The following is a 20,431-nucleotide window of genomic DNA, read 5'->3' as shown; positions in this document are numbered from 1 at the left end:
CTCCGGCGAGTCGCGCTGCATATTAATAAGAATGCGTACTGGTCTTGAAGACGCACCGACTGACCCTTCCCCCCCCGCTCTTGACTTATCCACCGGCATGCCACTTATGCAACCACACGATCTGAACTCATCGCCCGCCGAGCTCGACATGACGCTCCTGGACCTCGGGCCGCTGGCATGGGTGCTGGAAGAACTGCGCAAGTCGCTGGAAGGCGCCAATAAAGCGCTGAAGCGCTTTTTGCGGGAAGCCGAAGGCGTCAGCAACTCTGATCTCGCCGCACTCGATGCCGGCCAGCTGCGCACAGCCCGCCAGCAATTGCACCAGGCGGTCGGCGCGCTGGAGATGGTCGGCATGAGTGCCCCCGCTCTGGTGCTGCGGGCGATGGAGACGGCCGTGCAAAAGTTCATCCAGACACCGGGGCAATGCACGCAGGACGCCGCCGCCAAGATTGAGCTGGCCGGTTTTTCCCTGACGCATTACCTCGAAGACGTGCTGGCCGGAAAACCGGTGTCTGCGGTATCTCTCTTTCCCCAGTACCGCGACATCCAGGGCCTGGTCGGCGCGGATCGTGTTCACCCGGCGGACCTATGGGTGTTTCAATGGCGCTGGATAGAGCCGGTCCTCAATATCACCGTCGATGCCCGGGTGTACGGCGGCGAATCCCGGCAACTGCTGGACCGGCTGATGCTGACACTCATCCGCACGGGTGATGCCGAAGCCGCGCAAAGCCTCAGCGACGTGTGCCTGGGGTTTGCACAGGGCCAAACCGGCATTGAACCCAGGACCTTCTGGAAGATTGCGGCCGCGTATTTTGAGGCGCTGGCAAAAGGCCTGCTGAAGATCGACCTCTACGTCAAGCGCGCGACACTGCGCATCCTGCTGCAGTACGTCTGGCTGGCCAAGGGCACGGAGGCATCGGCCAGGCTTGCGGAGGATCTGCTTTTCCTGTGCTCCCAGGCGAAGGTGCCGCGCTCCAGCGACGCCCCGGTGCTGTCGGCGGTCCGTTCAAGTTATGGCTTGACGCGGTTCAAGCCGGTTGACTACGAGTCGGTCCAGTTTGGCCGCTTCGCCCCGGCGCTGATCGCGCAGGCCCGCAAGCGTATCGGCTCGGCCAAGGAAAGCTGGTCCGCGGCCACGGCAGGAGACCTGGGCAAATTCAAATCGCTGAATGACCAGTTCAGCCTGGTGACGGATTCTCTGGTCAAGCTGCATCCCCCGAGCGAATCGATGGCGCGCGCGCTGACGCGTGTGATCGCCACCACGGTCAGCTCTGGCCAGGCACCCAGCCCCGAGCTGGCGCTGGAAGTGGCAACCGCCGTGCTGTATCTGGAAGCTGTGTTTGACGATTTCGATCCCAATGACCCGCGCTTGTGGGCCCGCACGGCGCGGCTCGCGGAGCGGCTTGAAAGCGCCAGGACCGGCGGTCAGCCGCAACCCCTGGAGTCGTGGATGGAGGAGCTGTACCAGCGCGTCAACGACAAACAGACAATGGGAAGCGTGGTGGGTGAACTGCGGGTGGCGCTCGGCGTGCTGGAAAAATCCCTTGACAGCTTCTTCCGCACGCCGGAGGACAAGAAGCCCCTGGCCGTGGTGCCGGGCCAGCTCGCGCAGATGCAAGGCGTGCTGTCCATGCTGGGGGTAGACCAGGCTGCATTGGCAGTCATGCATATGCGCGAGCTTGTAGAGCAAATGCTCAAACCCGACGCCAATGAGCAGCAGGCCCGTATTGCCGGATCGTTCGACCGCCTTGGCAATAACCTCGGGGCCCTGAGCTTTCTCATTGACATGCTCAACTACCAGCCCGCCCTGGCCAAAAAACTGTTTGTGTATGACGCGGTGAAGGGCGAACTGAAGGCGGACAAGGACAACTGAACCGCAAGGGCGCGGCCAGAGCGGACCTGGGGATGGCAGGTCACATGCGTGAGCAAACATCCTTGTTTTAAACTGGTTGCTACGCCAAAAAACCCGCGTACCGCGCGGTACCGCGGGAAAGCCATTGAAAGCGCCTGCCATGAACGCCCCTGAAATACGTCCGACTACCCCGCCCCGGCTCACGAGCCTCTCACATGGCGGCGGATGCGGATGCAAGATTGCCCCGGGTGTTCTGAGCGAAATTCTCAAGAACTCCAGCAACCTTCCCATTCCGCCGCAGCTGCTGGTGGGCATTGAAACAGCCGACGACGCAGCCGTTTACCTGCTCAATGACGAGCAGGCGCTGATCGCGACGACCGATTTTTTCATGCCCATCGTCGATGACCCCTATGACTTCGGCCGTATCGCCGCCACCAACGCGATCAGCGATGTCTACGCCATGGGCGGCACACCCATCATGGCCCTGGGACTTGTGGGCATGCCCATCAACGTTCTGCCGCTGGAAACCATAGGCGCCATCCTGCGCGGCGGGCAGGATGTTTGCCGCGAAGCAGGCATTCCGATTGCAGGCGGCCACACCATCGACTCCGTGGAACCGATCTACGGCCTGGTAGTGCTGGGCCTGGTGCATCCTTCGCGCGTCAAGAAAAACTCGGGCGCGCAACAAGGCGATGTACTGATCCTGGGCAAGCCCCTGGGTATCGGAATCCTGTCGGCGGCACTCAAAAAAGAAATGCTCGATGCCGAGGGCTACGCGCGCATGGTCGCCCTTACCACGCAGCTCAACAAGCCGGGCATTGAACTGGCGCGCATGGAAGGCGTGCACGCGCTGACCGACATCACCGGGTTTGGCCTGGCCGGCCACGGGCTGGAACTGGCACGCGGGGCAGGCGTCCAGTTGCACATCGACTGGCCAAGCGTGCCGGTTGTGGCAGGCGCGCGCGCACTCGCAGCACAGGGCTGCGTGACGGGCGCTTCAGGACGCAACTGGGCCAGCTATGGCGACGAGGTGCGTTTGCCTGCCGGCTTTTCCGAAATGGACAAGGCCTTGCTCAGCGACCCGCAAACCTCAGGAGGCCTGCTGGTCTCCTGCAGCGCGGATAGCGCCGCCGGGGTGCTGGCAATTTTCCACTCCCAGGGGTTCGGGGATGCGGCTGTAGTGGGGGAAGTGACGGCCGGGAAGGGAATGATTGTGCGCTGAGCGAAGGCGAAAAGCCCCCTTGAATCACGGACAAAAGTTCAATGCCACATGTTCGGTACATGCAGCTGGAACGGCGATGGGAGCAGGACCCGGATCGGCAGCCAATGCCGACGTCAGCAGGCAGTGGATCTGGAGCCGCTCCCTGGCACCAAAACAGAGGACGAACAGGCTATCGGCTTGAAAAGCTCCCAAATCCGGGCGAACCACGCGTTTACCCCTAGGTATCCAGGGGCCTACCGTCAAAATGCTGTCAGCTTGCCTTTTATAGTTCTTTATAAAATTCCGTGTCGCACGAATCCATCCGGACTCCTCGCTTAAAGCGGGGGCTCTGGATGAATTTTTATGCGCATCCCTTTACCCTGGAGACAAACAATGCGCGCATTACTGAAGTTTTCAAATGCGGTGGACTGGCTCAACACGCAGATTGGCAAATACGTCATCTGGCTGATATTGGCCTCCACCGTGATCAGCGGCCTTAACGCCATCGTCCGCAAGGTGTTCAACGTGAGTTCGAACGCCTACCTGGAAGTGCAGTGGTACCTGTTTGCCGCCTCCTTCCTCATCGCGGCCGGCTATACCTTGCTGCAAGGCGAGCATGTCAAGATCGACGTGATCTCCAGCCGGCTCTCCAAGCGCGGGCAGATCTGGGTGGACATCATCGGCTTCATTCTCTTCCTCACGCCGGTATGTGTTGCCCTGCTTTACTACGGCATTCCGTTTTTTGTTCGCGCCCTCCAGTCTGGCGAAGTTTCCGGCAACGCGGGTGGCCTGATCCGCTGGCCTGTGTACGCGATGATTCCGCTCGGCTTCACCCTGCTGCTGCTGCAGGGCTGGTCGGAGCTGATCAAGCGAATTGCCTTCCTCAAAGGCCTGATCGAGGATCCGACCGTCAGGAAGGTGGAAAAAACCGCCGAAGAGGAACTCGCCGAAGCCATCCGCAGGCTTGCTGAAACCAAAACCAGCGCCAGCTGATCGGGAGACACATTCATGGAATTTTTCATTCAAAATCTCGCCCCGATCATGTTTCTGGGGCTCATCGTCTTCCTGCTGATGGGTTTTCCGGTTGCTTTCAGCCTGGGTGCCTGCGGCTTGTTCTTCGGCTTTATCGGCGTTGAACTGGGTGTACTGCCGGAGGCACTTTTACAAGCCCTGCCGCTGCGTGTTTTTGGCATCATGCAGAACGATACGCTGCTGGCGATACCGTTTTTCACGCTGATGGGGCTCATTCTTGAGCGAAGCGGCATGGCGGAAGATTTGCTCGACACCATTGGGCAGCTCTTTGGCCCGATTCGGGGCGGATTGGCGCTGGCGGTGATTTTTGTCGGCGCGTTACTGGCGGCAACGACAGGCGTGGTAGCCGCATCGGTGATCTCCATGGGCCTGATCTCCCTGCCCATCATGTTGCGTTATGGCTATGACAGGCGCATCGCCGCCGGCGTCATTGCCGCATCCGGAACCCTGGCGCAAATCATCCCGCCGTCGCTGGTGCTGATCGTGCTGGCGGACCAGATGGGCCGCAGCGTCGGCGAAATGTACAAGGGCGCCTTCATTCCCGGCTTCGTGCTGACCGGCATGTATGTCCTGTATATCGTGGGTCTGGCCGTCTTCAAGCCGCAATGGGTTCCGGCCTTGCCCGCAGAAGCACGCACCATCCGTGAAGACAATGGCAAAACTGGCCTGCTGTCGCTGGTCATCCTGTCAGTGGTTGCCACTTCCAGCGCTGTGTACCTCGGCCAGAATTACGCCGCGGTGCAGAGCTGGATGACCGGCGTGACAGTAGCCACCGTGCCGACAGATGAAACCATTGTGATTTCCATGTGCGCAGGCGTCATATTCGCGTTTTTGATTGCCGTCATCAACAAAATTACCCGCTTGAACCTGCTTTCACGCATGGCCGAGCGCGTAACTTTTGTGCTGATCCCACCGCTGCTGCTGATCTTCCTGGTGCTGGGCACGATTTTCCTCGGCATTGCCACGCCGACGGAAGGCGGAGCGATGGGCGCATTGGGAGCCTTCGTCATGGCCCTGGTACGCCGCAGGCTCAGCTTCTCGCTGCTCAAGCAGGCGCTGGCCACCACAACGAAGCTGTCGTGCTTTGTGGTGTTTATCCTGATCGGCTCCACGATGTTCAGCCTCACTTTCCAAGGTGTTGATGGACCCATATGGGTTGAGCACTTGCTCACCGGCCTGCCCGGTGGCCAGACCGGCTTCCTGATCGTGGTCAACGTGCTGATTTTCTTTCTGGCTTTCTTCCTGGACTTCTTTGAACTATCGTTCATTGTGGTGCCGCTGCTGGCACCCGTTGCGGAAAAGCTCGGCATTGACCTGATCTGGTTCGGGGTACTGTTAGCAGTGAATATGCAGACTTCGTTCATGCATCCGCCTTTCGGATTTGCGCTGTTCTACCTGCGTAGCGTGGCGCCCGTTAAGGCCTATACGGACAAAGTCACCAAGAAACTGATCGAGCCGGTTACGACCATGCAGATTTACTGGGGCGCCGTGCCGTTTGTGTTGATCCAGATCGTCATGGTCGGGTTGATCATTGCATTCCCCGGCATCGTCTCCAGCGGCCTGGACAAAAAGGAGGTCTATGACCTGGACAAGGTGCGCATCGAGATGGAAAACAACATGCCCGCCATGGAGCCGGTAACGGATCCTTTCGCAACCAACCCCGACGCCCCCGCTTCGGACGCCGCGAGCGGCATGCCCGCGCCCGAGGCCGCACCCGCTGAAATCGACCCCATGAAAGCACTTGAAGAAGCCGCCAAAAAGAAATAGGCGAGCGCTTTCTTCCCCAGCCCCGTTTTTACGGGGCTTTTTTTTGTGCTCACGCAAACACCAGCGTGCGGTTTAAAACCAGCGTGCCGTTAAATCGTGCGCCGGACGCCGCCGGTACGCCGGGGATGGGCGGATAGTCTTCGACCTCTGTGCAGACCGGCAAAGGAAATGATGAGCGAGGCAAGGTGGGGCAAAAAAAAGCCCCGCCAAGCGGGGCTTTTGGGCGAAACGCTTGCGTCTCTTACATCTTGCGGCTTTGCATGAAAGTGTCGAAGCGTGATTCAGCAAAACGGAACCAGAGGATCTGGTCGCGCTGGAAGGCACGGTAGTCGCCGTAAATTTTCTTCCAGTCCGGGTTCTTGGCAGCGATTTCTTCGTACAGGTCCATGGAGGCCTTGAAAGAAGCTTCCAGCACCGCGGAAGGGAAAGGCAGCACTTTTGTGCCTGAGGCCACCAACTGCTTCAGCGCGCCGGGATTGCGTGCGTCGTACTTGGCCTGCATGTCGATGTGTGCATGGGAAGCAGCGGCCTCCACGATGGCTCTGTATTCCGCGGGCAGAGCATCCATAGCCTTGTTGTTGATAAAGAAATCAACCTCGGGGCCGCCCTCCCACCAGCCGGGGTAATAGTAGAACGGCGCCACTTTGGCAAAACCGAGCTTCTGATCATCGTAAGGCCCGACCCATTCGGCGGCATCCAGCGTCCCTTTTTCGAGGGCCTGGTAGATTTCGCCGCCCGGCAAATTCTGGGGCACCACACCGAGTTTTTCGACGACTTTGCCGGCAAAACCACCGATGCGGAACTTCAGGCCCTTGAGGTCGGCAACCGTCTTGATTTCCTTGCGGAACCAGCCGCCCATCTGGGTGCCTGTGTTGCCGCCGGGGAAGCTCACCATGTTGTACTTGGCGTAGAACTCGTTCATGAGCTTGCGGCCGTTGCCTTCATACATCCAGGCAGACATCTGGCGGGAGTTCATGCCGAAAGGAATGGCGGCGCCAATGGCGAACGCCTCGTTCTTGCCGAAGTAGTAGTAAGGCACGGTGTGGCACATCTCCACGGTACCCTGCTGCACGCCGTCAACGACGCCAAAGGCGGGCATCAATTCGCCGGCCGCGTGCACGCTGATCTGGAACTTGCCGCCGGTCATCTCGCTGACCTTCTTGGCGAACACTTCAGCGCCGCCGTAAATGGTGTCAAGCGGCTTGGGGAAGCTGGAAGCCAGGCGCCAGCGGATGGCGGCCTGCGCGTGAACCGCCGGGGCGATGCCAGCAGCGAGAACGCCGGCAATGCCGGCGTTTTTGATAAGTGAGCGACGATCCAAAATACTATCTCCTGAAGGGTTTCGAATTTGCGGGCCCTGAAAGAGCACCCGCCGGACCGCTCAAGCCGGAACGCCCCATACAGGCCGCCCCCTCAAGCAAAGGTCAGCCGGCGATTCTGTCAGTTTTCATGCGCAGTCCCACCCGTTTTTACCCGTAGTGTTTGAGGCAATAAAAAAGCCGCCTCTGGGAGGCGGCTTGCAGAAAGCTGACGACTCTGAAGGATCGCCAGTTTAAAGCTTCTGGCCCTGCATGAACCGATCGAAAGTGGCCTCCGTAAAACGGAACCAGAGGTTTTGGTCGCCGCGGAATTTGGCGTAATCGGCGTAGACCTTCTTCCAGTTCTCATTCTTGGCACTGAGTTCGTCATACAGTGCCATGGACTCTTTGAAGGCCGCATTCAGCACGTCGACCGGGAAAGGCCGCAGCTTGGTCCCTGCGCCCACCAGTTGCTTGAGCGCTCCGGGATTCTTCGCGTCGTATTTGGCCTGCATGTCGCCATGGGCCTGGGCCGCGGCGGCTTCCACAATGGCCTTGTTTTCAGGCGTCAGCGCCTCGAAGGCCTTGTTGTTGATGAAGAAGTCCAGCTGAGGGCCGCCTTCCCACCAGCCAGGGTAGTAATAGAAGGGAGCTACCTTGCTGAAGCCCAGTTTCTGGTCGTCGTAAGGGCCCACCCATTCAGCGGCATCAATCGTGCCCTTTTCCAGCGCCTGGTAAATCTCGCCGCCGGGAATGTTTTGCGGCACGCCGCCAATGCGCTCAAGTACCTTGCCGCCGAATCCGCCGATGCGCATCTTCAGGCCCTTGATGTCCTTCAGCGACTTGATTTCCTTGCGGTACCAGCCACCCATCTGCGCGCCCGTATTGCCGCCAGGAAAGTTGATGATGTTGTATTTGGCATAAAACTCGCGCATCAGTTTCAGGCCGTTGCCCTCATACATCCAGGCACTCATCTGGCGGCTGTTCAGGCCGAAAGGAATGGCGCATCCGAGCGCAAACGTTTCGTCCTTGCCGAAGAAGTAATAAGGCGCCGTGTGGCATGCCTCAACCGTGCCCTGCTGGACGCCGTCCACCACGCCAAACGCTGGCATCAGCTCGCCGGCAGCATGGACCGACACCTCAAATTTGCCGCCGGACATGGCTTTTACCGCCTTGGCGAACACCTCGGCAGCGCCGAAGATAGTGTCAAGCGATTTTGGGAAGCTGGATGCCACACGCCAGCGAACAGTAGCCTGCGCATGAACGGCGGGTGCTACACCCGCTGCCAGTACACCGGCGATGCCGGCATTTTTGATTAGTGAGCGACGATCCATAAAACTCTCTCCTGAAGTTATCGAATTTTGCGTTGATCTGCCTGATCGGTTCGGCGTACTGCAATAGTCGCATTGCCTTGCTTGACTCGGCGGCGCATCGACACTTTGTCATTCTTTTGCATAAAAGCACCCCGTTTTTACCCGTAGATTGACCACAAATAACCGTTTGCCAGGCAGCGTATGGACGAGCAGCCTCCCGCAGCGGCATTGCCAGGCGCAAGCCGCTCCCCTTGCCTGATCAAACTGACAGCTTTAGAGCTTCTGGCTTTGCATGAAACGGTCAAATGTCGCTTCGGTGAAACGGAACCACAGGTTCTGGTCACCGCGGAATTTTGAGTAATCCGCATAGACCTTGCGCCAGTTCTCGTTTTTGGCTGACAACTCCTCGTACAGCTTCATGGACTCCTTGAACGCCGCGTTCATGACGTCCGCCGGGAAGGGGCGCAGCTTGGCACCCGAGGCCACCAGTTGCTTCAAGGCGGTGGGGTTCTTGGTGTCGTACTTGGCCTGCATATCGACGTGGGCCGCTGCGCTGGCGGCTTCCACGATAGCCTTGTACTCGGGCGACAAGGCGTCGTAGGCTTTCTGGTTGATGTACAAGTCCAGTTGCAGGCCGCCCTCCCACCAGCCGGGGTAGTAGTAGTTGGGCGCCACTTTGTTGAAGCCCAGCTTCTGGTCGTCATAGGGTCCGATCCATTCGGCCGCGTCAATGGTGCCTTTTTCCAGCGCCTGGTAGATTTCGCCGCCGGGGATATTTTGCGGAACACCGCCCAGACGCTCGATGACCTTTCCGGCAAAACCGCCGACGCGGAATTTGAGGCCTTTCATATCGGCGACGGTCTTGATTTCCTTGCGGAACCAGCCACCCATCTGGGCGCCGGTATTGCCGCACGGAAAGCTGATCATGTTGTACTTGGCATAGAACTCGCGCATGAGCTTCAGGCCGTTGCCTTCGAAGGTCCATGCGCTCATCTGGCGACTATTCAGGCCGAAAGGAATGGCGCCGCCGATGGCGAAGGTCTCATCCTTGCCGAAGAAATAGTAAGGCGCTGTGTGCGCTGCTTCAATCGTGCCTTGCTGCACACCATCAACCACGCTGAACGCAGGCATGAGTTCACCGGCGGGATGCACTGAAATTTCGAATTTTCCGCCCGAGATGGCCCTGACGTGCTTGGCGAAACTTTCCGCGCCGCCGTAGATCGTGTCCAGCGATTTGGGAAAGCTGGACGCCAGGCGCCAGCGAACAGCGGCCTGCGCGTGAACAACTGGCGCAACGCCTGCTGCAAAAACGCCGGCGATGCCGGCGTTTTTGATAAGTGAACGACGATCCATCAAGTTGACTCCGAAAGAAAAAAAAGAAAATTCCACTCAGCGCTGGCATCCGCCAGGCAGCTTTGCAGACCTTCAAGAATTCTAAAAATGAGAGGGGATCGACCCGGCCGGGTTTACCCTTGAAGAGCTGACGGGAAGCTGTCTATGTGGTCCCCACGCTCCCCCACTTTGTGTGGGTCGCTGCCCCGAGGGGCGCGGCGTCTGCGGCCCGGCAAAGCCGGTTCCGCGGCCCCTGCTGGGCTGGAAGACTTCAGGGCCTCGCTGGATCCGTGCTCAGGCGACGGACTTGAGTGCTGGTTTGCCGGATTTCAGCAGCGCGCCAAACCGCGCCGTGACGGCCGCTTCGATGCCGGCGGCATCAAGGCCTTGCAACGCCAGCAGTTTGGCTGGGTCGCCGTGTTCGATGAATTCGTCCTTCAGGCCCAGATGGAGCACCGGCTTGGTGATGCCCGCGGCTTGCAAGGCTTCGCTGACAGCGCTGCCAGCGCCGCCCATGATGGCGCCCTCTTCAACCGTGACGAGGGCTTCATGGCTGGCTGCCACCTTCAACAGCAGTTCGGCGTCCAGCGGTTTGGCCCAGCGCATGTTGACCACGGTGGCGCCGAGTTTTTCGGCGGCTTGCAGGACCGGATAGAGCAGAGTGCCGAAGGCCAGGATGACAACACCTGCACCTTCACGGCGGACCTCGCCCTTGCCGAAAGGCAGTGCTTCCAGTCCGGTCCCCGGCTCGATGCCGGCGCCGGCACCACGCGGATAGCGCACAGCGACCGGATGGTTTTGCTCGAAGGCCGAGCTCAGCAGCTTGCGGCATTCGCTTTCATCGGCAGGACAGGCCACGCTCATGTTGGGAATACAGCGCAGGTAAGGAATGTCGTAGGCCCCCGCATGCGTGGCGCCGTCGGCGCCGACCAGGCCGGCACGGTCCAGTGCAAAAACGACGGGCAGGTTCTGCAGGGCCACGTCATGGATGAGCTGGTCATAGCCGCGCTGCAGGAAAGTCGAATAAATTGCGACGACGGGCTTGAGTCCTTCACAGGCCATGCCGGCGGCAAACGTCACGGCGTGTTGCTCGGCGATGCCGACATCGTGATAGCGCTCGGGAAAGCGTTTGTGGAACTCCACCATGCCCGAACCTTCACGCATGGCAGGCGTGATGCCAACAAGCCGGCCGTCGTGCTCGGCCATGTCGCACAACCACTGGCCAAACACCTGGGTGAAAGTCTGCCTGGCGGGGGCGGCTGATTTTTGCAGGCCCATGGCCGGGTCAAATTTTCCGGGTCCATGGTAGGCAACCGGGTCGGCTTCAGCAAGCTTGTAGCCCTGTCCTTTTTTGGTGACCACGTGCAGGAACTGCGGCCCTCCCTTGCTGTCCATCAGGTGCTTGATGTTTTCCAGCGTGGGGACGAGCGACTCGATGTCGTGGCCGTCGATGGGGCCGATGTAGTTGAAGCCGAAGTTTTCAAACAGGGTGGCCGGCACCACCATGCCCTTGGCATGGGACTCCAGGCGCTTGGCCAGCTCAAGCAGGGGCGGGGCCACACGAAGAACCTGCTTGCCCACCTGTTTGGCGGACGCATAAAAGCGCCCACTCATCAACTGGGCCAGGTAGCGGTTCAGCGCACCCACCGGTGGGCTGATGCTCATGTCGTTGTCGTTGAGCACAACCAGCAGCTTGCAATGGTCGTGAACACCCGCATTGTTCAGGGCTTCGAAAGCCATGCCCGCGCTCATGGCGCCGTCGCCGATGATGGCCACGGCATGGCGGTCCTCGCCTTTTTGCTGGGCAGCCAGTGCCATCCCCAGCGCGGCGGAGATCGAGGTTGACGAGTGGGCGGTGCCGAAGGTGTCGTATTCACTCTCGTCGCGGCGCGGAAAACCCGACAGCCCGCCAAATTGGCGCAGGCTGCCCATGCGCTCGCGCCGGCCGGTCAGGATTTTGTGCGGATAGGTCTGGTGGCCCACGTCCCACACCAGGCGGTCTTCGGGTGTGTTGAAAACATAGTGCAAAGCCACCGTGAGCTCCACGGTGCCGAGGTTGGAACTCAAATGCCCACCGGTTTTTGAAACACTGTCGAGCACATAAGCCCGCAGTTCGTCGGCAAGCGGTTTCAATTCGGTACGGGGCAGGCTCCGCAAGTCGGCGGGGCTGTTGATGGTTTCAAGCAATGGGTACATCGTGGTGTCGCTGTTTATGGCAAGGCCGGCTTCCCGGTCCGCAGTATTCATTCCGGATGACGGCTTCAATGATGACGGTTTACAAGCATGTCTGCCAACGCACGCAGGGCTTCGGTGTGGCCCAATTCGCTGGCATCCAGGCTGCGCAGCGCCTTGCCCAGCAATTGCTGGGCATAGGCTTTGGAGTCTTCAAGCCCCATCAGCGATACGAAAGTGGGTTTGTCCTGGGCGGCATCCTTGCCAGCCGTCTTGCCCAAGGTGGCGGAATCAGCAGTGACATCGAGGATGTCGTCAACTACCTGGAAGGCCAGGCCGACGGCGGCGCCATAGTCACGCAAAGCATCCTGTGCGGCTGGCGTTGCAGCGCCACAGGCCGATCCCATCATCACACTGGCCTGCAGCAGTGCGCCGGTTTTCAGGCGATGCATCTCGTGCAGCTGCTCAGAGGTCAGCGGCATACCCACGCTCGCCAGGTCAATAGCCTGCCCGCCGGCCATGCCCTGAAAACCGGCCGCCTGGGCCAGCATGCGGCACAGGCGCGCCTGGGTAGCCGCATCCACGGAGCCGTCAGGTGGCGTGAGGAATTCAAACGCCAGCGCCTGCAGGGCGTCACCGGCCAGCAGCGCCTGGGCCTGGCCGAACTTGACATGCACCGTCGGCTTGCCTCTGCGCAGCACATCGTTGTCCATGCAGGGCATGTCGTCGTGCACCAACGAATAGGCATGGATCAGCTCCACCGCGCAAGCTGCCCGCAGTGCGGCCTGGGCATTGCCCTGGACAGCCTCACAGGCCGCCATGACCAGCAGGGGCCGCAGGCGTTTTCCGCCATCAAGCACGGCATAACGCATGGCATCACCCAGCCCCGCAGGCGCAGGGGCGTCACTGGGGCAAGCCACCCAGCGCGACAGTGCGTTCTCAACATTGGCAAGCTGCGCTGCACTCCAGGCGCTCAACGTGAACAGGGGCAGTTTTTCAGGGGCGTTCAATCGGAAGTTCTCTTGTTGTGTCTATATCAAATGGGGGGTGGAGCCGCGTCAGCGCCGGGCCTATTCCTGCGTCCAGGATTTGAGTTCCGAGCCTTCCAGTACCTTGATCTGGGTTTCCACCGCCTCAAGCTTGTCCCGGCAAAATTTCAGCAGCTGCGCGCCGCGCTGGTAGCCGGTAAGCAGTTGATCCAGCGGTAGCTGGCCGGACTCCAGGCTGTCGACCAGCCCTTCGAGCTCCTGCAATGCGGCCTCATAGCTGGCAGGCAATGCCGCAGCGGCGGAAACAGGGGCAGCAGCAGATGAAGGACTTTTTGCCATGATGATTGGATGAGGGCTGATTTTAGGCCGTTGCTGGCAGAAAACGGCCCCGGCCATCGGGGGCCATGAAACCATATGTCCCCATTATCCGGTGGCCGCGTGCAATGACCGGCAAAAAGGCCCGCGCGGGTACAATTGATAACAGTTCTCGATAACGGCAGTACCCCTGCTGTGGGATATTCGGCCTTGTTTTACCCGTGGGCTGCCGCTCAGCCTGCCTTTCCGCCTGTCAAGTGCTTCACCGCTTTTGCACGGCGGCATGTTCACCGAAATTTGCATGTCTGATCTCAGCCTCCGTCTCCTGCAGGCCACCAGCCAGCTCCCCATTTCCAGCTATTTTGATGCGGGCCTGTACCAGCGGGAGCAGCAAAAACTGTTTGCCCGCGGGCCACGCTACCTGGGCCACGAACTCGCAGTGCCCAACCTGGGCGACTATTACGCCCTGCCACACGAGGGCGAGGGCCGCGCACTGGTGCGCAATGCCTCGGGCATTGAGCTGATTTCCAACGTCTGCCGCCATCGCCAGTCCACCATGCTGCAGGGCCGCGGCAACACCGGCAGCAACATCGTCTGCCCCCTGCACCGCTGGACGTACAACACCTCGGGTGAACTCATAGGCGCGCCGCATTTCGAGATCGACCCCTGCCTGAACCTGAACCGCTACAAGACCACCACCTGGAACGGACTGGTGTTTGAAGACAACGGCCGCGATGTCGCCGCCGAGATGTCGCAGCTGGCGACCTATGCCGACCTCGACTTCACCGGCTACCAGCTCGACAAGGTGCACCTGCACGAGTGCAACTACAACTGGAAAACGTTCATCGAGGTTTACCTGGAGGACTACCACGTCGGCCCGTTTCACCCCGGCCTGGGCGGCTTTGTCACCACCGATGACCTGCGCTGGCAACTGGAGCCTGAGTACTCGGTGCAGACCGTGGGGGTATCGGACAAGCTGGGCAAGCCAGGCACCGATACCTACAAGAAATGGCACGACGTGGTGCTGCAGTACCGAAAGGGCGTACCGCCCAAATATGGGGCGATCTGGCTGACCTACTACCCGCACGTGATGGTCGAGTGGTATCCACATGTGCTGGTGGTCAGCACGCTGCATCCCCAGGGGCCTGATAAAACGCTCAATGTGGTCGAGTTTTTCTACCCCGAGGAAATCTGCGCTTTCGAGCGCGAGTTCATCGAGGCACAGCAGGCCGCCTATATGGAAACCTGCGTGGAAGACGACGAGATCGCCCTGCGCATGGACGCCGGCCGCAAGGCCCTGATGGTTCGCGGCGACAACGAGTTTGGGCCCTACCAGAGCCCCATGGAAGACGGCATGCAGCACTTTCACGAGTGGTACCGCCGCGAAATGGGCGCCAGCAAAACCACGCAGATGATTTGAGGGAACGCACGGCACGCTATGAATTTAATAGCTGCTTGCGCCCGCCCTCTTTCGGGCCCAGCCATTTTTCACTTCCATTCACCTCCAATAACCGCCGTCTGAACGATGCAAGCTGTCTGGATGATTCTTTCCTCCTTCCTGTTTGCGACGATGGGCGTCTGCGTCAAGTACGCGTCGGAGCATTTCAACAGCGCTGAACTGGTGTTTTACCGCGGCATCCTGGGCATTGCATTCATGGCCGCCTACGCCCGCGCGCGTGGCATCACACTGGCCACACACTATCCGGCGATGCATGCGTGGCGCAGCGTGATCGGCGTCATGTCACTGTCGGCCTGGTTTTACGCCATCGCACATTTGCCGCTCGCAACCGCCATGACGCTCAACTACATGAGCAGTGTGTGGATCGCAGCCTTCCTCGTTGGCGGCGCGCTGATGCTGGGCAAGGCCGGCCAGAAAGGGCCAAGCCAGGGGCCTTTGGTGCTGGCCATCCTGGCAAGCTTTATCGGCGTCGTGATGCTGCTGCGCCCCGCCATCGACCAGAACCAGACCTTCGCCGGGCTGGTGGGCCTGATGTCGGGCCTGGGCGCAGCCTTTGCCTACATGCAGGTCATGGCCATTGCCCGCATGGGCGAGCCCGAAACGCGCACCGTGTTTTACTTTGCCGTGGGCACGGCAGTGGCTGGTGCGCTGGGCATGCTGGTGATGGGCATCACACCGTGGAACTGGCAGCATGCGCTGTGGCTGCCGCCCTTGGGCATCCTGGCCTCGCTGGGCCAGCTGGCCATGACCAAGGCTTATTCCATGTCTGAAAACCACGGCGGCACGTTGATGGTCGCCAATCTGCAGTACTCGGGTATTGTGTTTGCAGCCCTCTACAGCCTGATCCTGTTTGGTGACAATATCCCCCTGATCGGCTGGGCCGGCATGGCGCTCATCATCGTGAGCGCGATTGCGGCCACCGTGCTACGCGCACGTGCCGCGCCCAATGCACCCGCCGAAGAACACTAAGGAGCTTTCCATGAGCTACACCACGCTGATTTCCGTAGAACAGCTGCAGGCCCTGATCGCATCGGCCAAGCCCCTGCGCATCTTCGACTGCACTTTTGACCTGATGAAGCCCAACGCCGGGCAGGAACAGTACCTGGCCTCGCACATCCCGGGCGCGGTGTATGCCAATCTGGATACAGACCTGAGTGCCAAACACGGCGTGCCGGGCGCCCACGGGGTGATCACGGCCAAAGGTGCCGACGCGCCTGCATCGGGCGGGCGGCACCCGTTGCCCAATCGCGAGAAATTCGCCATCTGGCTTTCCAGCGTCGGCTTTGCCAACAACATGCAGGCAGTCGTGTACGACCGCAACGGCGCCAATTACTGCGGGCGCCTCTGGTGGATGCTCAAGTGGGCGGGCCATGAAAACGTGGCTGTGCTCGACGGCGGACTGCAGGCCTGGCAGGCAGCGGGCGGCGCGGTGAACAGCGGTGAAGAGCCCGCGCACTTTCAGAGCAGCTTTTTGCTGGGGCCGGAAAAAACCGTGCTGGTATCGGCCGAAACCGTGGCCGACCAGCTTGGCCGGCCGGCACAGACGCTGATCGACGCACGCGCCACACCGCGCTTCAAAGGCGAGATTGAGCCGCTGGATCCGGTCGCGGGCCACATCCCGGGCGCACTGAACCGCCCTTTCAGCCTGAACATCGGTGCCGATGGAAAATTCAAGCCGGCTTCCGAACTCAAAGCGGAATTCGAAGCCTTGCTGGCGGGACGCAACCCGGCCACCGTGGTGCACCACTGCGGCAGCGGCGTCAGCGCTGTCCCCAACCTGATTGCCATGGAGCTCGCCGGGTTGGGGAGAACCGGTCTTTATGCCGGCAGCTGGAGCGACTGGTGCAGTGACCCCAAGCACCCGGTCGCACAAGGCTGACGCTCACAGCGCGTCAAAAGCAGGCTCTCCCGGCCAACGAACGTTTTAGAACACAAAAAAACCTGCAGCGTTGATGCCTGCAGGTTTTTTTTTGCGCCGGGGCCGGCCCTGCGGGCCGATCAACGCACTCCGAAGAAGGCCGGGTTTATTTGGCCGGGGCGCTGGCTGCCATGCCGGGTGCGTCGCCCCCTGTATTGGGTGATGACATGGTGCTGGTTCCCGTTGTGCTGCTGCTTGTGGGGGTACTTGTAGTTGAGCTGCTGTCCGTAGGGGATGGTGTGGGCGAAGGCGTGGTGGAAGGTGTGGCTGCGGGAGCAGGCGTCGAAGGCGATGCGCCGGTATCTTCCACTTTTTTGCCACAAGCGCCCAATGCCAGCAAAGCAGTCAAGGCGACGGCGGTAAGGGCAACGGGTTTGAATTTGGATGCGTGCATGTCGGTTCCTTTTTGTGAAAATGAATTGGCTGAGCGGTGAGTGGCTGAACGTCAGCCGGAGTTCAATTTAGCCCGGGACGCCGCGCTTTCCCCATGAGACGGTGTCCCACAGGGCTGTAAGAGTTTTTCCCCTGATGGCCCACGAATGCGTTGAGAAAAAACGCCTGCGTCAACACGCGCGGGCATGGCCGGACAGCCGGATGCGCTTGTGCGGGTTGTCAAGGCGTGAGCCCGATGAAGGGCCTGCACCGCGGCTGCTCCGGGAGCCGTTGTCCGGCCTGTCACCAACGCGCCCTTTGGAAGGGCTGGGTTCAGGCCTGTGGGACTGATGAAGTATCTCTGCGGTGGTTTTCATGGCAATCTCCTTGAAAGGCATCCCGGTTCGCGGCAAAAAACCGTTGCGAGGTACGGACTGTGGGGGTGGGTTGTGGCGCTTGCGCGCCTGCTGCGCACCTGTGCCTGCCTCTTAACTGTAGGCACCATGTAAATCCGCCTATGTAGTCAATGCCTGCGGAATTCGTAGGAGAAGACCTACAAGGCCGCTTCCTACCAGCGAATGCTGGCGCTCATGCCCCCTGCGCGAGTGGAAAAAAGTCCGGTCAATGAGCAAGCAGGCACTTCCAGGAAATGACCGAAAAAGTCGACAAAACATCACCCCGTCCTGATGAAATGGGCGCAACCAGCTATCAAATTAATAGCAACCAGCATCTAGCCCACAGCGGCATCCACGGGCCTCACCGGGGAGCTCACGTGCTCAGGCCGAACACCGACACCGACTGCGTAGGCCGGTAAGGCCTGTAGCAGCGGCCAGCGGCGCATCAGTTGGAGCGGCCAGGGCAACGCCATGGGCGGGCCATCACGGCCTCGTGCAGCCAGAACCGGGCTGAGCAGGCGATTCTGGATCGCCACTTGCGCCGCCTGCGTGAGGCGGGTGGGAAACAAGCGGCGCTTTTCCACCTGGGCCAACAGCGGGGTCAACGCAACGGGGTCCACCTGCGAACTGGCCAGCGGCGCAGCCAGCGTATTGGCCGCCGCCACCGCGTCCTGCACTGCCAGGTTGATGCCAACCCCGCCCACCGGCGACATCGCATGCGCAGCGTCGCCTATGCATAGCAAGCCGGGCTTGTACCAGCGTTCCAGCCGGTCGACCGTGACACTGAGCAGCTTGATATCGTCCCAACTGGCCAGGGTATGGATGCGGTCAGCGAAGAGCGGTGCCACTTTCACCATGTCGGCCCTGAATGCTTCCAGTCCTTGCGCGCGAACCGCCTCGATGCCGCCTTTGGGGATGACGTAGGCACATTGCCAATACGTGCGGCGGTCAATCATGGCCAGGAAAATGCCGCTGGTGATGCGCCCTCCCGTGACCGATGGATCGCCCGGCATTTTGGGCAGGCGCATCCACAGCACATCTATCGGCGCGCCGAGGTCCCGCACCCTCAGGCCTGCAGAACTTCGCACGGTGGAGCGACGGCCATCCGCGCCGATCACAAGGTCTGCCATTACCCGCAACGGCCCCTCAGGCGTGGTCGCCTGCACACCGGTCACGATGTCGCCGCTCTGGACCACTTCGGTTACCTCGGCGTTCTGGATCAGGCGAAAACCGGGGTACAGCTCTGCTTCATCGCGCACGAAGTCCAGGAACTCCCATTGGGGCATCATCGCGATGAATTTGCAGCGCACACGCAAATGCCTGAAGCTGGCCAGCACGGTTTCGGTGTCGCCGACCATGGCGCGCAACTCGCTCACCTGGTCATGCGGGCGCGCCAGGAATTTTTCAAGCAAGCCCAGTTCGTGAATCACCTCCAGTGTGGAAGGATGCACCGTGTCGCCGCGAAAGTCGCGCAGGAAATCCGCATGCTTTTCCAGCACCAGCACTTCCACGCCGGCGCGTGCCAGCAACAGGCCCAGCACCATGCCGGCAGGCCCTCCCCCGGCAATACAGCAGCGAACGCTTAAAACCCCGGTCATGGTGTCGTCTCCTCAGGGGGAAAGTCTCTGACCTTATAGAAGCTTGCATCCCGGTGCAAGCCAGACAGCGCTACGAGACGCTAGCGAACGGCGTTGCCGGTACTGTTGTTCGGGCTGCTGTTTTTGCTGCCGCTGGAAGTCGGCATGCTGCCAAGCTGGCTGGCCGGAAGCCCACCATTGCCGGTCACACCCGCAGGACTGGAGGCACCGGCAGAGGGAGCTGACGCCGTCGTGCCGCCGGGGCCCGCGGCGCTGCCACCTGTCGCCGCGTTTGATCCGCCTGTTGACGGCCCACCTGAGGCATCAGGCGCCGGAACGCCTCCCTTGAAGCCGCTGCTGCCGCCCGCCGGGCTATCGCCGGCCGCAGGGGCACGGGTATCGGCGCCCATGGCAGCTGGAGGTGTAGAACCGGAGCCCGTGCTGCCGGGCGTCGTTCCTGGGGCGCTGCTGTCCTCTTTGCCGCATGCGCTCAAACCCAGGGCTGCAGCGACCACGACGGCGAACACGCTGGACCGTGACTTAAGGGACAGGGCGGATAAATGCATCTGGTTTCTCATTGGGTTGGCTGGGAGATAAGCAACGAGATAAGTGACCGGGGGACCGGGGACGGAGTGGGCACAAGGAGGACGCGCGGGAAGAACCCACTGCCATCACGTAGCGCGGGCGCCGCGTGGCCCTACCTGCCGTTCACTCCATCGGCATGGGTGTGGTCTGCACTTCGCCCGGCTCCGGCGGGGTTTCAAGAGGCGGAACGGGCTCTGGTGGCGGCACATCAGGGCTGGTGGCCATGTTTGTTTATTTCTCCTTTTTTCCTGCCTTGCGAGGCAAGTCGCGGATCATGGCTTCGCCTTTCTCGTCGCGCCCGTCGGAAGGCAGGTCTTCTTCAAACGCCGGCTCGGGCTCCTCGTTGCCTGGGCGCTTTTCCTGGCGCTTCCCGGAGCGGGATGACGGCTGCGCACCCGCGGGTCTGGCAGCCGGGACTTTGGTGATTTGTGCCGGCTCGGCAGGCAGCGTGTGGGCGGGCTCGTCAGGTGAGCCTGCCCCCAAGGGGGCGCCTTCCGGAGACCGTCCACGCGCGGCGTTCATCACAACAGGCCTACCATCATCAGCGGCAGATCATGCGTAGCCAGCGCGGCCGCGGCGGCCATGCTGGCAAAGACGGTGATCAGGAAGGCGATATACGCGGCGGCCCGCGGACGGCGAAAAGTGCGAGGCTTGCGCTGTTGCTGCTGCGGCGGCTGGAGCAACTCACCGCTGAGATCGTAGGCGGACGGACGGAAAGCGCTGGAAACCGTGGTGGAGTCTGAATGGAAATTCATGGCGGGCCTGCCTTTGCACAATGGTTTGCACAACGGGAACTCGGAAACTCGGAAGAATCTTTGCCTTGATCTTCCCGCTTGGCCCGAAGTCCGCCTATA

20 protein-coding genes are annotated in these 20,431 nt (G+C 60.8%); 8 read left to right on the top strand and 12 right to left on the bottom strand.

All coding sequences use genetic code 11. The annotated features are described in order from the left end of the window. Nucleotides 1–106 precede the first annotated feature (106 nt). From ACQ4MS_RS16150 to ACQ4MS_RS16135, 4 genes are all read left to right on the top strand, one after another. Nucleotides 107–1,873, top strand: coding sequence for a hypothetical protein (locus ACQ4MS_RS16150; protein WP_431095650.1), 1,767 nt, complete (start codon nt 107–109; stop codon nt 1,871–1,873). Nucleotides 1,874–2,012: 139 nt separating this feature from the next. Further along, nucleotides 2,013–3,074, top strand: coding sequence for a selenide, water dikinase SelD (gene selD / locus ACQ4MS_RS16145; RefSeq protein WP_431095649.1), 1,062 nt, complete (start codon nt 2,013–2,015; stop codon nt 3,072–3,074). Between the two features lie 372 nt (nt 3,075–3,446). After that, nucleotides 3,447–4,046: a TRAP transporter small permease subunit gene (locus tag ACQ4MS_RS16140; protein ID WP_431095648.1), complete on the top strand. Its 600-nt coding sequence runs from the start codon at nt 3,447–3,449 to the stop codon at nt 4,044–4,046. A gap of 15 nt (nt 4,047–4,061) precedes the next feature. Continuing rightward, nucleotides 4,062–5,852: a TRAP transporter large permease gene (locus ACQ4MS_RS16135; RefSeq protein ID WP_431095647.1), complete on the top strand. Its 1,791-nt coding sequence runs from the start codon at nt 4,062–4,064 to the stop codon at nt 5,850–5,852. A gap of 49 nt (nt 5,853–5,901) precedes the next feature. Here the strand turns inward: ACQ4MS_RS16135 and ACQ4MS_RS16130 are convergent, their stop codons facing one another. From ACQ4MS_RS16130 to ACQ4MS_RS16100, 7 genes are all read right to left on the bottom strand, one after another. Beyond that, on the bottom strand, nt 5,902–6,036 hold the full coding sequence (locus ACQ4MS_RS16130) for a hypothetical protein (RefSeq protein WP_431095646.1): 135 nt from the start codon (nt 6,034–6,036) through the stop codon (nt 5,902–5,904). A gap of 57 nt (nt 6,037–6,093) precedes the next feature. Beyond that, the gene (locus ACQ4MS_RS16125; protein WP_431095645.1) at nt 6,094–7,173 is read right to left on the bottom strand and encodes a TRAP transporter substrate-binding protein; all 1,080 of its coding nucleotides are present in this window, start codon (nt 7,171–7,173) and stop codon (nt 6,094–6,096) included. A 231-nt stretch (nt 7,174–7,404) separates the two neighbouring features. After that, nucleotides 7,405–8,484 carry a TRAP transporter substrate-binding protein gene (locus ACQ4MS_RS16120; RefSeq protein WP_431095644.1) on the bottom strand — a complete coding sequence of 360 codons (1,080 nt, stop codon included), beginning with the start codon at nt 8,482–8,484 and terminating at the stop codon, nt 7,405–7,407. A gap of 252 nt (nt 8,485–8,736) precedes the next feature. Next, nucleotides 8,737–9,816: a TRAP transporter substrate-binding protein gene (locus ACQ4MS_RS16115; RefSeq protein WP_431095643.1), complete on the bottom strand. Its 1,080-nt coding sequence runs from the start codon at nt 9,814–9,816 to the stop codon at nt 8,737–8,739. A 273-nt stretch (nt 9,817–10,089) separates the two neighbouring features. Continuing rightward, nucleotides 10,090–11,991 (bottom strand): 1-deoxy-D-xylulose-5-phosphate synthase, encoded by a 1,902-nt coding sequence (dxs, locus tag ACQ4MS_RS16110; RefSeq protein WP_431095642.1) that lies wholly within the window; start codon nt 11,989–11,991, stop codon nt 10,090–10,092. A gap of 65 nt (nt 11,992–12,056) precedes the next feature. Beyond that, entirely contained in the window at nt 12,057–12,977 is a 921-nt protein-coding gene (locus ACQ4MS_RS16105; RefSeq protein WP_431095641.1) for a polyprenyl synthetase family protein, read from the bottom strand. A 60-nt stretch (nt 12,978–13,037) separates the two neighbouring features. Next, nucleotides 13,038–13,295, bottom strand: coding sequence for an exodeoxyribonuclease VII small subunit (locus ACQ4MS_RS16100; protein WP_431095640.1), 258 nt, complete (start codon nt 13,293–13,295; stop codon nt 13,038–13,040). A gap of 277 nt (nt 13,296–13,572) precedes the next feature. Here ACQ4MS_RS16100 and ACQ4MS_RS16095 point away from each other — a divergent pair, with 277 nt between their 5' ends. The 4 genes from ACQ4MS_RS16095 to ACQ4MS_RS16080 all read left to right on the top strand — a co-directional run bounded on the left by ACQ4MS_RS16095 (nt 13,573) and on the right by ACQ4MS_RS16080 (nt 17,082). Next, nucleotides 13,573–14,691 (top strand): aromatic ring-hydroxylating oxygenase subunit alpha, encoded by a 1,119-nt coding sequence (locus tag ACQ4MS_RS16095; RefSeq protein ID WP_431095639.1) that lies wholly within the window; start codon nt 13,573–13,575, stop codon nt 14,689–14,691. A gap of 105 nt (nt 14,692–14,796) precedes the next feature. Continuing rightward, complete coding sequence (locus tag ACQ4MS_RS16090; protein WP_431095638.1) at nt 14,797–15,699, top strand: DMT family transporter; 903 nt, start codon at nt 14,797–14,799, stop codon at nt 15,697–15,699. A 10-nt stretch (nt 15,700–15,709) separates the two neighbouring features. Then, entirely contained in the window at nt 15,710–16,609 is a 900-nt protein-coding gene (locus ACQ4MS_RS16085; RefSeq protein ID WP_431095637.1) for a sulfurtransferase, read from the top strand. Nucleotides 16,610–16,815: 206 nt separating this feature from the next. Next, nucleotides 16,816–17,082, top strand: a complete 267-nt coding sequence (locus ACQ4MS_RS16080; protein ID WP_431095636.1) for a hypothetical protein — start codon at nt 16,816–16,818, stop codon at nt 17,080–17,082. Between the two features lie 129 nt (nt 17,083–17,211). Here the strand turns inward: ACQ4MS_RS16080 and ACQ4MS_RS16075 are convergent, their stop codons facing one another. The 5 genes from ACQ4MS_RS16075 to ACQ4MS_RS16055 all read right to left on the bottom strand — a co-directional run bounded on the left by ACQ4MS_RS16075 (nt 17,212) and on the right by ACQ4MS_RS16055 (nt 20,332). After that, nucleotides 17,212–17,397, bottom strand: a complete 186-nt coding sequence (locus ACQ4MS_RS16075) for a hypothetical protein (protein ID WP_431095635.1) — start codon at nt 17,395–17,397, stop codon at nt 17,212–17,214. 353 nt (nt 17,398–17,750) lie between these two features. Next, nucleotides 17,751–19,013, bottom strand: a complete 1,263-nt coding sequence (locus ACQ4MS_RS16070; RefSeq protein ID WP_431095634.1) for an FAD-dependent oxidoreductase — start codon at nt 19,011–19,013, stop codon at nt 17,751–17,753. An 80-nt stretch (nt 19,014–19,093) separates the two neighbouring features. Beyond that, nucleotides 19,094–19,558 carry a hypothetical protein gene (locus ACQ4MS_RS16065; RefSeq protein ID WP_431095633.1) on the bottom strand — a complete coding sequence of 155 codons (465 nt, stop codon included), beginning with the start codon at nt 19,556–19,558 and terminating at the stop codon, nt 19,094–19,096. 250 nt (nt 19,559–19,808) lie between these two features. Beyond that, nucleotides 19,809–20,099, bottom strand: coding sequence for a hypothetical protein (locus tag ACQ4MS_RS16060; RefSeq protein WP_431095632.1), 291 nt, complete (start codon nt 20,097–20,099; stop codon nt 19,809–19,811). After that, nucleotides 20,099–20,332, bottom strand: coding sequence for a hypothetical protein (locus ACQ4MS_RS16055; RefSeq protein WP_431095631.1), 234 nt, complete (start codon nt 20,330–20,332; stop codon nt 20,099–20,101). Before ACQ4MS_RS16055 ends, ACQ4MS_RS16060 begins: the two co-directional genes overlap by 1 nt. Between the last annotated feature and the right edge of the window lie 99 nt (nt 20,333–20,431).

Source organism: Polaromonas aquatica, from assembly GCF_050626995.1.
In the GTDB taxonomy this organism is placed as follows: Bacteria; Pseudomonadota; Gammaproteobacteria; order Burkholderiales; family Burkholderiaceae_C; genus Polaromonas; species Polaromonas aquatica_A.
This window is presented reverse-complemented; position numbering and strand designations above follow the sequence as displayed.

Coding starts and splice junctions, on each gene's coding strand:
- ACQ4MS_RS16150 (WP_431095650.1), top strand. CDS start 107: ATGCAACCACACGATCTGAACTCATCGCCCGCCGAGCTCGACATGACG.
- selD (WP_431095649.1), top strand. CDS start 2,013: ATGAACGCCCCTGAAATACGTCCGACTACCCCGCCCCGGCTCACGAGC.
- ACQ4MS_RS16140 (WP_431095648.1), top strand. CDS start 3,447: ATGCGCGCATTACTGAAGTTTTCAAATGCGGTGGACTGGCTCAACACG.
- ACQ4MS_RS16135 (WP_431095647.1), top strand. CDS start 4,062: ATGGAATTTTTCATTCAAAATCTCGCCCCGATCATGTTTCTGGGGCTC.
- ACQ4MS_RS16120 (WP_431095644.1), bottom strand. CDS start 8,484: ATGGATCGTCGCTCACTAATCAAAAATGCCGGCATCGCCGGTGTACTG.
- ACQ4MS_RS16115 (WP_431095643.1), bottom strand. CDS start 9,816: ATGGATCGTCGTTCACTTATCAAAAACGCCGGCATCGCCGGCGTTTTT.
- dxs (WP_431095642.1), bottom strand. CDS start 11,991: ATGTACCCATTGCTTGAAACCATCAACAGCCCCGCCGACTTGCGGAGC.
- ACQ4MS_RS16100 (WP_431095640.1), bottom strand. CDS start 13,295: ATGGCAAAAAGTCCTTCATCTGCTGCTGCCCCTGTTTCCGCCGCTGCG.
- ACQ4MS_RS16095 (WP_431095639.1), top strand. CDS start 13,573: ATGTCTGATCTCAGCCTCCGTCTCCTGCAGGCCACCAGCCAGCTCCCC.
- ACQ4MS_RS16090 (WP_431095638.1), top strand. CDS start 14,797: ATGCAAGCTGTCTGGATGATTCTTTCCTCCTTCCTGTTTGCGACGATG.
- ACQ4MS_RS16085 (WP_431095637.1), top strand. CDS start 15,710: ATGAGCTACACCACGCTGATTTCCGTAGAACAGCTGCAGGCCCTGATC.
- ACQ4MS_RS16080 (WP_431095636.1), top strand. CDS start 16,816: ATGGTGCTGGTTCCCGTTGTGCTGCTGCTTGTGGGGGTACTTGTAGTT.
- ACQ4MS_RS16075 (WP_431095635.1), bottom strand. CDS start 17,397: ATGAAAACCACCGCAGAGATACTTCATCAGTCCCACAGGCCTGAACCC.
- ACQ4MS_RS16070 (WP_431095634.1), bottom strand. CDS start 19,013: ATGACCGGGGTTTTAAGCGTTCGCTGCTGTATTGCCGGGGGAGGGCCT.
- ACQ4MS_RS16065 (WP_431095633.1), bottom strand. CDS start 19,558: ATGCATTTATCCGCCCTGTCCCTTAAGTCACGGTCCAGCGTGTTCGCC.
- ACQ4MS_RS16060 (WP_431095632.1), bottom strand. CDS start 20,099: ATGAACGCCGCGCGTGGACGGTCTCCGGAAGGCGCCCCCTTGGGGGCA.
- ACQ4MS_RS16055 (WP_431095631.1), bottom strand. CDS start 20,332: ATGAATTTCCATTCAGACTCCACCACGGTTTCCAGCGCTTTCCGTCCG.